The sequence below is a fragment of the Mediannikoviicoccus vaginalis genome (assembly GCF_928097925.1).
Classification (GTDB): domain Bacteria; phylum Bacillota; class Clostridia; order Tissierellales; family Peptoniphilaceae; genus Mediannikoviicoccus; species Mediannikoviicoccus vaginalis.
In genome coordinates this window covers 1,918,485-1,930,788 of record NZ_CAKMRI010000001.1, presented here as the reverse complement: position 1 = coordinate 1,930,788, position 12,304 = coordinate 1,918,485, and the positions used below count along the sequence as shown (strand labels likewise).

The following is a 12,304-nucleotide window of genomic DNA, read 5'->3' as shown; positions in this document are numbered from 1 at the left end:
TTCATGCCTTCTCATCATATATATTATATATCTAAGTTCTTTTATTATAAACTTTGTTCCTGATGTTTATGTTTAACCTTATCTCTGTCAATAGTATCTTTGACTTTATCCTTGAAGTTATTAAGCCTTTCTATTAAAGATTTTCTTTTTCTTGACTTATCTTTAGTAAATTTCTGGACTGTCTTTTTAAAAGCTTGTTCCATTACTTTTATATCTTTTGCTTGAAAAAAGATAATGTTGTTTCCATTTTCTAAATCTTTCTTTATGGAAAATTTCACCCCATATCTTTTTAATTCTTTTTTCAATGCTTTTAAGTCTATGTCATTTAATTCTAAGGTTTCTACTTTACCTTTTTTTACAAGATCTTTTACTTTTACTTTTTTAAATTTTTCTAAGGGTCTTGACTGTTCTGTCTGCGCTTTATGTTTATTTATTTCTAATATTTTCTTCATCAAATTTATAACTTGCTTGGCTGTTACTATACTTGCTTTTTTTACTATGGCTATTGTTCTGCTATTTATATCATCATTTTGCATTCACTCACCTACTTTCATTCTTTTTTTAATATTTCATAGGCTAATTTTGATTTCTCCTTCATTTTTTCTATTCTTCTATTTTCTCCTGTAAATATAATTGGACTGCATATTTCAAGTATCCTTGAGTAAATTCTTTTATCTTTTATAGTTTCAGGATTAGTTAAAGCTGATATATTTAAGTTTGTTGTTATAATTAGAGGTTTCCCACTTCTATATCTACTATCTATTATGTTAAAGATATGCTCAGCTGCAAAATCTGTATCTCTTTCCATTCCAAAATCATCAATAATTAATAGTTTCTTATGATTTAGGTTATCTATATACTTACTCTTATCAATCTCAAAGTTAGTCATATCATTTAAAATTACTGAAAAATTTGTCATTTTGACTGATATTTCTTTTTCTAGTAAAGCATTTGCTATAGCACTTGCAAGATATGTTTTTCCACATCCCACATTCCCTGTAAGAATTAATCCTATATTATTTTCATATATTTCATCAAATTTTTCCACATAGTTTTTTGCTACTTTTTCATGTTCACTATCTTTGTCCATATTTTTAAAATTCCAATTTAATAGGATAGGATCAGAAAAACACTCTTTTTTTAAGCGTTCAATTTTTAAAAGCATTTTATTTTCTTTTCTTTTTTCTTCCTCTAATTTTTGTCTTTCTTTTTTACATTGACATAAAATACCAACTTTTTTTATTTCTCCAAAGAAGTCTATTTCTTTTTCAATTGGTGTTTTACATTTTGCACAATATTTTAATCCTGTTTCTTGATCTATATAACTCCTATTTTCTTCATCTTTTGATGGACTATTTGTTTCTGCATTTTTTATTTTCTGTTCTAAGATTTCTTTTATTAATTCCATATGCGCCTCTCCTATCAAGTATTTAAAAATTCTCTCCAAATATCCTCATCGTTACTATAGTCATAGTTTTCTCTTTTCTGATCTTCTCTCTTTATGACTTCTATGTTTCTAATACTTTCATCTGCATTGTATAAGAGAGTCAGTAGATAAGCATTAATGTTTCTAATATCCTTTGGAGCATTTTCTCTTAGGTATTTCAAAACATAGTCTATGTGTTTATACTTAAGACTTAGAAATCTTTCTTTAAAATTTTCATTGGATATATGCCTCCCTCCTATTTTAATGTTTGTAAAGCTAGTTAAGGCTTTTACAAGTACATTTATCATTACATCTACTTGCTTCTTTTCTTCTATTCTTACTTTTTCAAAGGTTTCATAAGATATATTCTTTTTTATAGTTTCTTTTAATTCTTCCTCCTCCAAAGTTTTTTTTGATTTTTCTCCTAGCTTTTCTAAGGGGGATATGGGGGTGGTATTATTAAAATCAGTATTATTAGTTTCAGTATTATTAATATTAGTATTATTAGAGTCCTCTTTTGAAACTTCTTGAGGTTTGTTTTCTAAACTTCCTGAAGTTTGTTTTTTAAACTTCTTGAGGTTTGCTTTTGAAACTTCTGTAGTTTTATTATTTTCTGTGTAAATAAAGTTCTTTACATAAAGTAAATTTGGCTTTCCAAGTCCTAACCTCTTTTTTTCTAATAATCCTATCTCTTCAATTTCTTTCATTACTTTGACCGATTTATTTCTCCCCCAATTTAATACTTCCATAATTTCTTCTATGGTATAGATGATGTATACCTTGTTTTCTTCATCTAACCATTTATTCTTAATTGACAAGCTCATTCTATCGAGTAGAATTCCATAAAGAATTTTTGCTTCTACGGATAGTTTTTTAAAATTTAAGTCGGTAAATAAAGTTTTGGGAATCCTAAAAAATGAATATTGTTCTGCTTCATTGCCATAATAATATTCAAATTTAACTATTTCTTTCATCATAACCCCCTTTCTTTTCATATAAAAAGAGATAGCTTTGATTTTGCTATCTCTTTTTCATCGTTTTAATCTATTTATTTTTATATTTAAATTACTTTTATTCTTTCATTCACCCCTTTTATCACTTCTATAATAAAATATCCTAGCACTGGTAAACCATAAGGACTAAAAAGATATGCTAGTATAATTGCCTCTATAGCGAGTGCTTTTTCTCCATGATAAACAGATCCCAAAAATCCCATAATAGCGATAAATGAAATCAGTTTAAAAAATATTGTACTAAGTCCTAATAAAAACGTTAAAAATAGAGTGATGATACTTAACGCTATACTAATAGGAAACAATATGATTTTGAAAAAAATTCTAAATATTATCATATTCTCTTCAATCCTTATTACTTATGTTTTCTTTTCTTTTTTTCTAATTTAATAAAAAAGATGACAGACTTAATCCTAAATCGTCTTGTTTAAAAGTTTTGTGGAAGCCTTTAAACTTTGATTTTAATGGATTTATTGTATCTGTCATCATTATATCACTGTCCCCACATCCACTTTCGCCACAAAGAACTATGCAATCTCCTTTTGATATGCTGCCAATTACATCATCTAACGACTTTTCCTTTTTGCCTTCATAGGAAAAATCTATTTTAAAATCTAAAATATTTTCGTCCTTCTTGCCTTTATCGTACATAAATTCAATACCTATTTATAATTTCATCAAATATCTTTTCCCAACCCGCCCCAATAAATTCGCCGAGCATTTTTGTGTACTCGATTGTCTCCTCTTTGCTATATCCTTTTTCAATCACTAATTTAAAAGCACTAAATTGTTGATTCATCAAAAGCTCTACCAAATCTAATTTCATCTCACTTATATTCGGGTCTATATTTTCCCTTATAAATTGTTTTGTTATGGAAATTTTTTTATTCATCATTTCACGAAATATTGCTTCTACAGAACTGCCTTTACTTGAGCAAAGTATTAGTTTGCACTCCTCGTAATATTTAAATAACACATCTATATATCCTTTGGTTTCTTTCTGAATGCTACGCAAAAAATGATCAAAGTTTTTATCTACGCAGTATTCCCTATACGAGTATTCGTTCTCTTTTCTTTTCACACTTATAGCTTCTAAAAATTCTTTTATCAAACTATAAAAAAGTTCATCTTTCCCTTTATACCTTGTATAGATTGCTCCCGTTGTAACTCCCGCTCTTTTAGCAATATTGCCTATTGAAGCAGCCTGAAATCCATTTTGCAAAAACTCTATTTTAGCAGCTTCAATGATTGGTTTATCAAGTTCATGGTTTCTATTTGCCATGTCCATTCCTCCATTCTTACAAAACTTTAATTTTAATAGTATAATCAATAATCAAATTATCAATAATGATATTATTGATTATACATCAGTTAGTTTTATCTAACAATAGTTGTAAGATGTTTTTTGAAAATTTACTGTCTTACATATTAATTTGTATGAAATAAAATAGTCGGTGCAGTTTTAAAACTACGCCGACCACAAAGTCATAATTTTTTTCCATACTGGCTTTTTTCTTTTTTAAATATCTGTAATTATACTCTCGCTTCTTCTCTCTCTTTTTCCTTAGCTTCTCTAGTTCATCAAGTTGCTATTGCGTAAGTTCTTTAGGTTCTTCTTGTGACAATTCAAACTTGCCAATAAAGTTCAGGTATATTTCAACTTCCTGTGTTCTTTCATAGTTATCCCATTTACCCTCGTGAACCAGTATCTTATCTACAAATTCATTTATCATTGGAGTTGTAAGTTCGCTAAAATCAGTATATTTCTTTACAAGTGATATAAACTTATCTGCTCTAATACTATCTTCCTCAAAGTTTTTTAATATACTTTTTGAATGTTCAATGGATTTTTCTAATGCCATTTGCTCTTTTTCATAGTCTTTCAATATAATATCAAAATGCTTGTCTGATAGTTTTCCACTTACATTATTTTCATATGGCTTTCTTATCAAACTGTTTATCTCTACTATTCTTCTTTCTTCTTTTGCCAGTCTTTTCTTTAATGCCTTTGATTATTTTTCTTGTTGCTCTTTTGAGGTTGAGTACACTTTTTTTTAAAATTCTTCTTCATTCAACTTTACATACTCGCTTACTTCTTTGATAGTCTCTAAAACTAATTTATTAAAAACTTCGCTCCTGATATAGTGTGATAAACATTTTTCTTTAAAATTCCCTTTTGCTAAGTTATATGTTGAACAAATATATTCATCTTTAGGTGGACGCCTTTTATCTGTTTTTCTGCCTAACCAGTCTCTTTTAAATCCGGCTTTTCCACCTTTAGTAGTTTATGTGTGTTCTTTTGTCTGATAGATAGTTTTTCATGTTGGAATATAAAATCTGCACTTCTTCATTGTTCATTGCTTTTATTTCTTCTGTGCTTTTATAGGTTTTGTATGTTCCATCTTGATCTGCTTTTATGAGTTCATCTATTAGCTCTTGCCTTTTATTCATCTGTATTACCTCCTAGATCTGCCTTTATTTTCTTGGTCATATTATAGCTTGGATAAGATATTTTTACCAGGTCTTATCTTTCTTGATTTTTGTAATAGTCTTTAGTCATTTGTCTTTTTTTATTAAAGCTATCACTATCTTGCTTATACTCTTTTATTTTTTCTATGATACTTTCTTTTTCTCCCCTCTTAATCGCCTTGTCAATTTCTATTGATAGGTCGATACCATATTCTCTATTCACTACCTCTACTGCATATTTAATATGATTTATTTCCTTGTATCTTTCCCTTATCTTTTCTGACTCTGTATTTAATTTACTGATTTCATCTTCTAAGTTTTTGATTTCTCCTAACCATTCTTTTTCTCTTAAATTTTTCTTTCCACTTATTTTTCCAATTAAGTTCCTTGCCCTTATATGTTGGTCTATTTCCTTTTGATTATTCTTGTAGAAGCTTTCTTTGAATATTTTCTTGCTTTCATAGTCTTGATAGGTTGCTTTTGTTTTTCTTACAGTCTTTGAATAGGCTAAACATTTATTAAGGTCTTCTATCTTTTTACTGTTTTCTTTTATGGTCTTATATATATCAGAGTTTTTACTTCTTAGGGTGTTTATATGTCCTTGTAAGTCTGATATGGTTTTTATTTTGTTTTCTCTTAGATAATTTATTCCACTTGCATATCTTTTTAGATCATAGATTGCTTTATTTCTTTTCCCATAAAATGATAATTCAGCTCTATTGTTTTCTTGCATTTCTTGATAAAAGCTTAAATATTCATAGAGGTTAAAGAGCCCTGATTCATTTTCTATTTGCTTTTTACTTTGGTCTTTATATTCCCTATATGATTCTTTTAGCTTATCTTTGAAGCCTGCTAACCATGATGTTATTTTCTTTATTTCATTACCTATGTTTTTTAATAGTTCATTCTGTTTTTTTATTTCACGATTTATATCTCCTTTTTCTGTTCTTATTCCTTTTCTTTCCATTGCACTAGCACTTGCTCCTAGATGTATTGTTGGTATTTGTTTTATGCCTTGTCTTTTAAAACTCCTATGGTCTACTCTTTTTTCTATCTTGTTTTTTGCTAGGTATTCATTGCAAAGGTCTGAAAAATTTTCTCTCCATTTTTCTACATTGCCTTTATCGTTCCAGCTTGTTAGTTCTACTTTTCTTGTCTTAGGTTTTCCATTTTTGTTTAAAATCTTTTCTCCTTTTTCATCTAGGATATATTCTTTTTTACTTTTTTGCCCCCATGTTCCATCTTCATTTATTGGTCTTACTATGGTCATTATATGAGCATGAATGTTTTGATTTCCTTCTCTACTTTCATCATGAATTGCTAGGTCTACTATCATTCCCTCTTTTACAAAATTGTTTTGAACATATTCTTCTATCATCTTTTTATTTTCTTCTATGCTTAACTCTTTTGGTAAAGATATGATAAAGTTTCTTGCAAGTTGGGCATTAGAGTTTTTCTCAAATAGTTCTACCGAGTTCCACAAGGTTTTTCGGTCTTTATATTCTTCTGGTGCGTGATCTGGTAAATATATTTCTTTGCTAATTACTCCTTGTTTTTTTGTATAGTCATGGGTTACTCCGTCCCATTCATTTTTTATTTTTTCTCCACTTATATATGCTGCACTTGCTACTGCACTTTTTCCTTTTCCTCTTGATATTATGTTTACTGAAAAATGAAAACTGTCTGCCATTTTTTATCACTTCCTTTCTTTTTTTGTTGTTTTAGGTGGAGGCTTAATAGATTTTTATATCCTCTTTGTGAATGAGCGTTTTGAAATGATAGAATAGAAAAAGCCGACTACTGAATTAATTTTTGTTGTTTCAGTATGTCGGCTTAATTGTTTTGTTCATTTCAAATTTTAAAAGTCAAGGGCGAGCGTTAGCGAGTTTATTTACCCTTGACTTTTAAAAAGCGAATGGTTGTTGGTCGCTGCAAGGGTTTGGCTCCGCAGGACGCAAGCACCCTTTAGGGTGTATAATTGCGCCCTTAGAAAATCTAAGGGAGATTTGATTATTTTATTTTTCCTAATTTTCTCTGATTATTTTTATTGTTTCTTTAAATTCTTTTGTCTCTGTTGCTTCTTTTAATAGGATTTTTATTTCTTCATCTGTTAGTTCTTCTGAATTTTCTATAAGGCTTTCTAAGATTGCTCCTCTTGTTATGAGCCTATGAGTTCTTTCTTTTCTTCTTTTTTCTATGTCTTGTTTTAATATCTTCTTTTCTTGATTTTTTAGTTGCCTTAATCTTTCCTCTGTATCATCAATTTTATCTTTTATTTCTTTTGACTCTTGTCTTATTTGTTCTAATTTTTTCATACTGATCTCCTTTCTTGTATTAAAAAAGAGATAACATTTCTGCTATCCCTTTCAAAGTTTCATTATTAAATTTATATAATACTCTTTTCGATAATATCTAATATTTCCTTTTGTATAGATTCTATCTTTCTATCTATTCCTTTTTGTTGCATGATGTGATTTTGTATCTCTGAAATAATTTTCTTCTGTTCATTTTTACGATATTAGGATGAAATAATAAATATTTTCTAGTAATTTTATTCAATATTATAGACTTGACTTGTTTTTTATTATTGCATATAATAATGATAATTAAAATCATTTGAAAGTGAGGAATAAAATGACAAAATTAAACACATATCTTGCAAATCTTGCAGTAATAAACATTAAAATCCATAATCTACATTGGAATATCGTAGGCTCTCAATTTGTATCTGTACATGAGTATCTTGAATCTGAATATGATAAGGCTGGTGAAAGACTTGATGAAGTTGCTGAGCTTATCAGAATATCTGGAGAATTTCCAGTTGCTAATCTAAAAGAATATTTAGAAATTTCTACAATCAAAGAGATTGAAACTTCTAAAGAAATATCTATTAAAGAAGCATTAGAAATAGTCCTATCTGACATAAAACTTCAAAAAGAACTCGCACTAGAGATTAGAAAAGAAGCGGATGAAGCTGATAATTTCCCTGTAGCTAATGCTATGGAAAATCATATAGAGGACTACAACAAACAAATTTGGTTTGTGGAATCAAGCCTTAAATAGGCAAAATAAACTATTGCAAAACTTTGAATTACTGTCATCCTATAATTAGGATCTATAAATAATTTTGTGTATCAACCTAAATCCTGATAAAAGGGCAAAGGTTGATACATTTTTTTGTGTCAGTATTTAGCCATTCCTATAGGAATGGTTCTTGTCTTGTTTTTTAGATATGCTCACATTCATTAAATTGAAGTTTCTTTCACTTATATTTCCCTCTAACCTATCTTCATATAACTGTTCATGGCTTCTATCTATTTCTGATAATTGGTTCTTTTTAAGCTACAGCCCCTTAAAACAAATAGCCAATAAGTTGAACTTAACATTACAAGTTATGAATTTTTAGTTAAACCAAAGCGGTCAGTAAATATGCCAAAATTAGGCTCACGAAAAAGAAGATTATAATTTTTGCAATCTGACTTTTCCCATTAAAACCAAAATTATCATACCCCTTAGCACCAACCGTCTCTGGGTAAACTTTAGTCGGCAATTTTAACTTGGTAAGCATGAGATAATCAAAAAATATAATATCAAAAAGCTTATATCCTTCAAATAGTATTAAAAATCTAACAAAGGCTTGCTGAAAAGTTAAATTAAATTTTACTGTATCAACAATTGCCCAGCCTAGAACGGCTGCAATGGCTAGCAATCCAAGTATCATGATAAGTCCGCCGATTATATTGACCCAAATCGGTTTATCTGGCAACTTACTCATCATAACTTTGATATCATCAGGTGCGCCGAAATGCTTCGAGCCAAATTTTGGTATAATAAGTATAAAATTCACCATCATAATTGATGTTGTTAAGCAGATGATTGTTAACATACCAAGTGTTTTCATTAATTTAGTTTACCTCCTCTTTATCTTATTATTCTAGGTGTTTTTTTAAATTCTTTTGTCTTTGTTGCTTTTCTAGGATTTTTATTTCTTCATCTGTTAAATCTTCTACATTTTCTATAAGGCTTTCTAAGATTGCTCCTCTTGTTATTAGACTATGAGTTCTTTTCAGATTAATATCAAAAACTGATAATTCAGGAATCATCCTACTAAAATCCATATTCCCTCCTTGACAAATACTAATTTATCAAAACCGCTTTAATTTTATCATTTATCAATTCAATAAACGCTATCACAGTTACTCCTACTATCGGAAGTCCGTAAGGACTAAATAGGAAACCAATAACCAAACCAAAAATACCTATTCCGACTTCTCCTTGAATAAAAGAAAATAACGCCCAAAATAAGCAGAACACCATAATGATATACAACAACGCGGTTCCAATACCAAGTAGGAATGTAATAAATGCAGAAAGTCATATGCTGTCATTCTTTTCTATTAAATCATTTTGAAGTGTCTCAAAGCATCCATGATGGCTTCTTCTTTTTCAGGTGTACACTGTGGAATAATTTGTTTCTCCTTTTTAGACTTGTTGTAATGTTCTCGTAATTCTATTCCACATTTCTTTTTAATCTGAGCAATATATAGTGTAGGTACTTTTAATCCAAATTTATTCCAAACATATTCTTTGATTTGTGCATAAGTAGCCTTACTCTCTGCACTTGTCAAATCAAGCTCATCCAGCTTAATTTCAACATCTATATGCTTATCGACATCAAGTTTGGACAACAGAGCTACCGTCTCACAATGTGTCGTCCTTGGAAATTGATCAAGTATCTCCACATCTTCTATTTCATATCCATTTTCTTTCATTATCTCAAGGTCTCTTGCTTGTGTTACTGGATTGCATGAAATATAGACAAATTTTTCTGGTTTTATGTCAATTATTTTTTTAATTGCCTTTGGATGGATTCCCTCTCTTGGTGGGTCAAGGACTATTATGTCTGCAAGTTCTTTTAATTCGTCTATCTTTTCAAGGACGTCTCCTGCAATAAATTCGCAGTTTTCTATTTCATTAAGTCTTGCTGACTCTTTTGCTTTTTCCACCGCTTCTTCCACTATTTCAATTCCATATACTCTCTTTGCTTTTTTTGAAAATATTTGGCTAATGGTTCCTGTACCTGAGTATAAATCGAATACTGTTTTGTCGTGGATATCTCCCGCCATGTTAAGTGCAATTTTGTAAAGTTCTTTTGCCATAATAGGGTTTGGTTGGAAGAATGAAAATGGACCTATATGAAATTTTAGTCCAAACATCTCTTCCACTAGGTAGCTGTCTCCTAATAGAACTTCTACCTTATCTGCCTGTACTGAGTCAGACATGGAGTCGTTAGTTGTGTGAAGAACGCTTTTTATTTTGTCTTTTATTTCAAGTTCTTCTAAAGATTTTAAAAAGTCTTCTTTATAAAGTTCTCCCTGGGATGATGTTACAATGTTAATCATGTAGGCGTCTTCACTAAAGGAATATTTTAAAACCAAATGTCTTAAAAATCCCTTGTGGGTTTTTATTCTGTAGAAGTCGAATTCTTTTTCCCTTGCATACTCTTGAGCCTTTTGACGTATTATTTCAAAGCCTTCTGGAACTATATTACAATTTAATGTTGGTGTTATTTCATAAAACTTTCCCTTTGTATGCATTCCTAAAAAGATTGGCCCGCCTATTTCTTGATCACCAAAGGAGTACTCCATTTTATTTCTGTAGCCCTTTATGAACTTTGCTGGGTTTACTTTAATTTCACCATCGTATAGCCCATTATAAAGTTTTTTTATTCCATCTACTTTTATTTTGATTTCATCATCATAAGATATGGATTGGTATGCACATCCGCCACATCTTCCGAACACATCACAGGTTTCGTGGGTTTCCAATTCAGATTTTTCTAAAACTTCCACAAGTTTTGCTTCAGTGTAGCTATTCTTTTTTCTCTTTGGTAAAATCTTTACAACTTGCCCCGGGATTCCACCTTTGAATTTATATATTCTATCGTTATGCTTTACTATGGATTTGTTTGGAAATTCTGTTGATGCAATTGTTGCTATAATCTCTTTTTTCTTTCTCATCTCTTTTTTATATACCTTTCCATATTATTTCTAAATCCGTCTGTTTTCTTTTGTATATATGCAAGTATTCCCAATAGGAATATTCCCTTTAGCGCTTGTGAAGCGGACATGCTTATCCAAATTCCCTTTAGTTCAAAAACCTTCATTAGGAAGTATGCCATTGGCACTCTCATTACATTGAACACAGCTGAAACCATTGCAGGGTATCTAGTTAGTCCCAGTCCGTTTAACATTCCCGAAACACCTATTTCCTGTGACATTAGTATGGTTGTTGAACCTAAAATTAGTAGATAGATTGTTCCTTCTGCTATAACCCTTGGATCATTTGGCGTAAATATTTTAAAGAGGCTCTTTGATCCAAGCATTAGTACTGCTGTGGCTATTATACCGATTATAAGTGTTAGCTTTATGCAGACCCATTTACCCTTTTCAAGTCTTTCGTAATTTTTTGCGCCATAGTTTTGTCCAAAGAATGTGGTAAATGCTGTGGCAAACCCTTCTGAAGACATCCACGATATGGATTCTATTTGTGATCCTATGGCGTAGGTTGCTAGGCCTACAGTTCCATATATGGCGATGTATTTGTTTAGCTTGATGGAAACTAAGTTGTGTATAAGTGACTGGCCACATGGTGCTATGCCCAGTTTGAAAATCTCCTTTGCATTTTGAAACTCGATCTTCTTAAAGTAATTGTATTTCATGTAGGCTTCTCGATATTTAATTCCAATGTAGATGTAAATACAAACTGCCAGAGCCTGTGCCAGGACAGTTGCCAGGGCCGCACCCTTTATTCCCATTCCCTTTATTGGTCCAACGCCAAAGATTAAAATCGGGTCCATTATGATATTAAAAATAAGGGCGATTATTGAAGTCTTAAATGGCGTATGACTGTTTCCTTGGGAGTAGAAGTGGGAACTAAAAAATGGATATAAAAATGTAAATATAAGTCCAATGGATATGATTAGGTGATAGTCCAGTGCAAGTCGAAAAACTTCCTTTTCTAAATGGAAGTATCCATATATATGCTCTCTTCCCAGTATGAAAAAAGTTGTTAAAAGCGCCCATAGCAAGATATTTAGTTGTAGGCCACCTATTGTTATCTTTTCTATCTCATCTTTGTTTCCTCTTCCATAAGCTTGGGCAAGTTCCACGGACATTCCCGTCTTTATAATAAGTGTGATTGCATTTGCCATCCACATAAAGAACCCAACTGTACCAACTGCTGCAACAGCATCTGTTGAAAGTCTTCCAAGCCAAATTAAATCCACTAGGTTGTATGCCATTTGTATAAATGCTATTCCCATAAGGGGCATGGCCATTCTAACTATGGCAGATTTTATATCGCCTTTCATTAGGATTTGTGATTTTAGCATATT

The 12,304-nt window shown here is 30.6% G+C and carries 15 protein-coding genes and 1 pseudogene; 1 reads left to right on the top strand and 15 read right to left on the bottom strand.

Features of this window, described 5'->3' with window-relative positions:
- Window positions 1–44: 44 nt before the first annotated feature.
- The 10 genes from L6651_RS09090 to L6651_RS09040 all read right to left on the bottom strand — a co-directional run bounded on the left by L6651_RS09090 (window position 45) and on the right by L6651_RS09040 (window position 7,223).
- The gene (locus L6651_RS09090) at window positions 45–536 is read right to left on the bottom strand and encodes a PcfB family protein (RefSeq protein ID WP_004829707.1); all 492 of its coding nucleotides are present in this window, start codon (window positions 534–536) and stop codon (window positions 45–47) included.
- A gap of 14 nt (window positions 537–550) precedes the next feature.
- Window positions 551–1,408, bottom strand: a complete 858-nt coding sequence (locus L6651_RS09085; RefSeq protein ID WP_202502806.1) for an ATP-binding protein — start codon at window positions 1,406–1,408, stop codon at window positions 551–553.
- Between the two features lie 14 nt (window positions 1,409–1,422).
- Entirely contained in the window at window positions 1,423–2,400 is a 978-nt protein-coding gene (locus tag L6651_RS09080; RefSeq protein WP_048949729.1) for a replication initiator protein A, read from the bottom strand.
- An 86-nt stretch (window positions 2,401–2,486) separates the two neighbouring features.
- A complete protein-coding gene (locus L6651_RS09075) occupies window positions 2,487–2,777 on the bottom strand; it encodes a CD1845 family protein (RefSeq protein WP_237037598.1) in 291 nt (96 codons plus the stop codon).
- 43 nt (window positions 2,778–2,820) lie between these two features.
- Window positions 2,821–3,090, bottom strand: a complete 270-nt coding sequence (locus tag L6651_RS09070; protein WP_002838947.1) for a hypothetical protein — start codon at window positions 3,088–3,090, stop codon at window positions 2,821–2,823.
- 4 nt (window positions 3,091–3,094) lie between these two features.
- Window positions 3,095–3,721, bottom strand: coding sequence for a TetR/AcrR family transcriptional regulator (locus tag L6651_RS09065; RefSeq protein WP_237037597.1), 627 nt, complete (start codon window positions 3,719–3,721; stop codon window positions 3,095–3,097).
- A gap of 307 nt (window positions 3,722–4,028) precedes the next feature.
- Window positions 4,029–4,391, bottom strand: coding sequence for a DUF4368 domain-containing protein (locus tag L6651_RS09060; RefSeq protein WP_237037596.1), 363 nt, complete (start codon window positions 4,389–4,391; stop codon window positions 4,029–4,031).
- 325 nt (window positions 4,392–4,716) lie between these two features.
- Window positions 4,717–4,890 (bottom strand): hypothetical protein, encoded by a 174-nt coding sequence (locus L6651_RS09050; RefSeq protein ID WP_180339346.1) that lies wholly within the window; start codon window positions 4,888–4,890, stop codon window positions 4,717–4,719.
- A 73-nt stretch (window positions 4,891–4,963) separates the two neighbouring features.
- A complete protein-coding gene (gene mobQ, locus L6651_RS09045; protein WP_237037595.1) occupies window positions 4,964–6,598 on the bottom strand; it encodes a MobQ family relaxase in 1,635 nt (544 codons plus the stop codon).
- 334 nt (window positions 6,599–6,932) lie between these two features.
- Window positions 6,933–7,223 (bottom strand): DUF3847 domain-containing protein, encoded by a 291-nt coding sequence (locus L6651_RS09040; RefSeq protein ID WP_072537646.1) that lies wholly within the window; start codon window positions 7,221–7,223, stop codon window positions 6,933–6,935.
- A gap of 319 nt (window positions 7,224–7,542) precedes the next feature.
- Here L6651_RS09040 and L6651_RS09035 point away from each other — a divergent pair, with 319 nt between their 5' ends.
- Window positions 7,543–7,971, top strand: coding sequence for a Dps family protein (locus tag L6651_RS09035; RefSeq protein ID WP_072537647.1), 429 nt, complete (start codon window positions 7,543–7,545; stop codon window positions 7,969–7,971).
- A gap of 343 nt (window positions 7,972–8,314) precedes the next feature.
- Here L6651_RS09035 and L6651_RS09030 read toward each other — a convergent pair whose 3' ends face one another.
- The 5 genes and pseudogenes from L6651_RS09030 to L6651_RS09010 form a co-directional block, all read right to left on the bottom strand.
- Window positions 8,315–8,809: a hypothetical protein gene (locus L6651_RS09030; protein ID WP_072537648.1), complete on the bottom strand. Its 495-nt coding sequence runs from the start codon at window positions 8,807–8,809 to the stop codon at window positions 8,315–8,317.
- A 20-nt stretch (window positions 8,810–8,829) separates the two neighbouring features.
- Window positions 8,830–8,975, bottom strand: a pseudogene (locus tag L6651_RS09025) (DUF3847 domain-containing protein); the annotation flags it as partial.
- Between the two features lie 70 nt (window positions 8,976–9,045).
- Window positions 9,046–9,237, bottom strand: a complete 192-nt coding sequence (locus L6651_RS09020; protein WP_465221311.1) for a CD1845 family protein — start codon at window positions 9,235–9,237, stop codon at window positions 9,046–9,048.
- A gap of 68 nt (window positions 9,238–9,305) precedes the next feature.
- Complete coding sequence (gene rlmD, locus L6651_RS09015) at window positions 9,306–10,928, bottom strand: 23S rRNA (uracil(1939)-C(5))-methyltransferase RlmD (protein ID WP_237037594.1); 1,623 nt, start codon at window positions 10,926–10,928, stop codon at window positions 9,306–9,308.
- The gene (locus L6651_RS09010) at window positions 10,925–12,301 is read right to left on the bottom strand and encodes an MATE family efflux transporter (protein WP_237037593.1); all 1,377 of its coding nucleotides are present in this window, start codon (window positions 12,299–12,301) and stop codon (window positions 10,925–10,927) included. The genes rlmD and L6651_RS09010 overlap by 4 nt, the downstream gene beginning before the upstream one ends.
- Window positions 12,302–12,304: the final 3 nt, after the last annotated feature.

Excerpts from the sequence above, each read along its gene's own strand:
- L6651_RS09090 (WP_004829707.1), bottom strand. The coding sequence starts at position 536 with ATGCAAAATGATGATATAAATAGCAGAACAATAGCCATAGTAAAAAAA.
- L6651_RS09085 (WP_202502806.1), bottom strand. The coding sequence starts at position 1,408 with ATGGAATTAATAAAAGAAATCTTAGAACAGAAAATAAAAAATGCAGAA.
- L6651_RS09080 (WP_048949729.1), bottom strand. The coding sequence starts at position 2,400 with ATGAAAGAAATAGTTAAATTTGAATATTATTATGGCAATGAAGCAGAA.
- L6651_RS09075 (WP_237037598.1), bottom strand. The coding sequence starts at position 2,777 with ATGATAATATTTAGAATTTTTTTCAAAATCATATTGTTTCCTATTAGT.
- L6651_RS09070 (WP_002838947.1), bottom strand. The coding sequence starts at position 3,090 with ATGTACGATAAAGGCAAGAAGGACGAAAATATTTTAGATTTTAAAATA.
- L6651_RS09065 (WP_237037597.1), bottom strand. The coding sequence starts at position 3,721 with ATGGCAAATAGAAACCATGAACTTGATAAACCAATCATTGAAGCTGCT.
- L6651_RS09050 (WP_180339346.1), bottom strand. The coding sequence starts at position 4,890 with ATGAATAAAAGGCAAGAGCTAATAGATGAACTCATAAAAGCAGATCAA.
- mobQ (WP_237037595.1), bottom strand. The coding sequence starts at position 6,598 with ATGGCAGACAGTTTTCATTTTTCAGTAAACATAATATCAAGAGGAAAA.
- L6651_RS09040 (WP_072537646.1), bottom strand. The coding sequence starts at position 7,223 with ATGAAAAAATTAGAACAAATAAGACAAGAGTCAAAAGAAATAAAAGAT.
- L6651_RS09035 (WP_072537647.1), top strand. The coding sequence starts at position 7,543 with ATGACAAAATTAAACACATATCTTGCAAATCTTGCAGTAATAAACATT.
- L6651_RS09030 (WP_072537648.1), bottom strand. The coding sequence starts at position 8,809 with ATGAAAACACTTGGTATGTTAACAATCATCTGCTTAACAACATCAATT.
- rlmD (WP_237037594.1), bottom strand. The coding sequence starts at position 10,928 with ATGAGAAAGAAAAAAGAGATTATAGCAACAATTGCATCAACAGAATTT.
- L6651_RS09010 (WP_237037593.1), bottom strand. The coding sequence starts at position 12,301 with ATGCTAAAATCACAAATCCTAATGAAAGGCGATATAAAATCTGCCATA.